The organism is Ensifer sp. Root954 (genome assembly GCF_001429005.1).
Lineage (GTDB): Bacteria > Pseudomonadota > Alphaproteobacteria > Rhizobiales > Rhizobiaceae > Ensifer > Ensifer adhaerens.
The window spans coordinates 4,480-4,917 of the sequence record NZ_LMJM01000017.1; the positions used below are offsets into that span (position 1 = coordinate 4,480).

At 63.9% G+C, this 438-nt stretch carries 1 protein-coding gene; it reads left to right on the top strand.

Features of this window, described 5'->3' with window-relative positions:
- Positions 1 to 438, top strand: a 438-nt coding sequence (locus ASE71_RS10425) for a glucoamylase family protein (RefSeq protein ID WP_274533545.1), incomplete at both ends; no start/stop codon positions are given.

Genomic DNA, 438 nt, shown 5'->3' on the forward strand with positions numbered 1-438 from the left:
CAGTTTCTCCTGGAGTGCCCGCAGGGACCGGAACCCGACGCCTCCGGCTACAAGGGCTTCTTCTACCACTTCCTCGACATCGAGACCGGCAGACGTGTTTGGGAGTGCGAGCTTTCGACGATCGACTCCGCCTTTCTTTTCGCGGGTGCTCTGACAGTGGCCGCCTATTTCGACGGCGATGGCGCCGAGGAAGTCGAAATCCGCAGGGTGGCAAACGCGCTCTATGAACGAGCCGACTGGAACTGGGCCTGCGATCACGGGCTGACGCTCACCCACGGCTGGCGGCCGGAAAACGGCTTCATCCCCTATCGCTGGCGTGGCTACGACGAGGGCCTGCTCCTCTACATCCTCGGCCTCGGCTCACCGACCCATCCGCTCCCGCCGGAAGCCTATGCGGCCTACACCGCAAGCTACGACTGGCGGAACCTTTACGGGCGC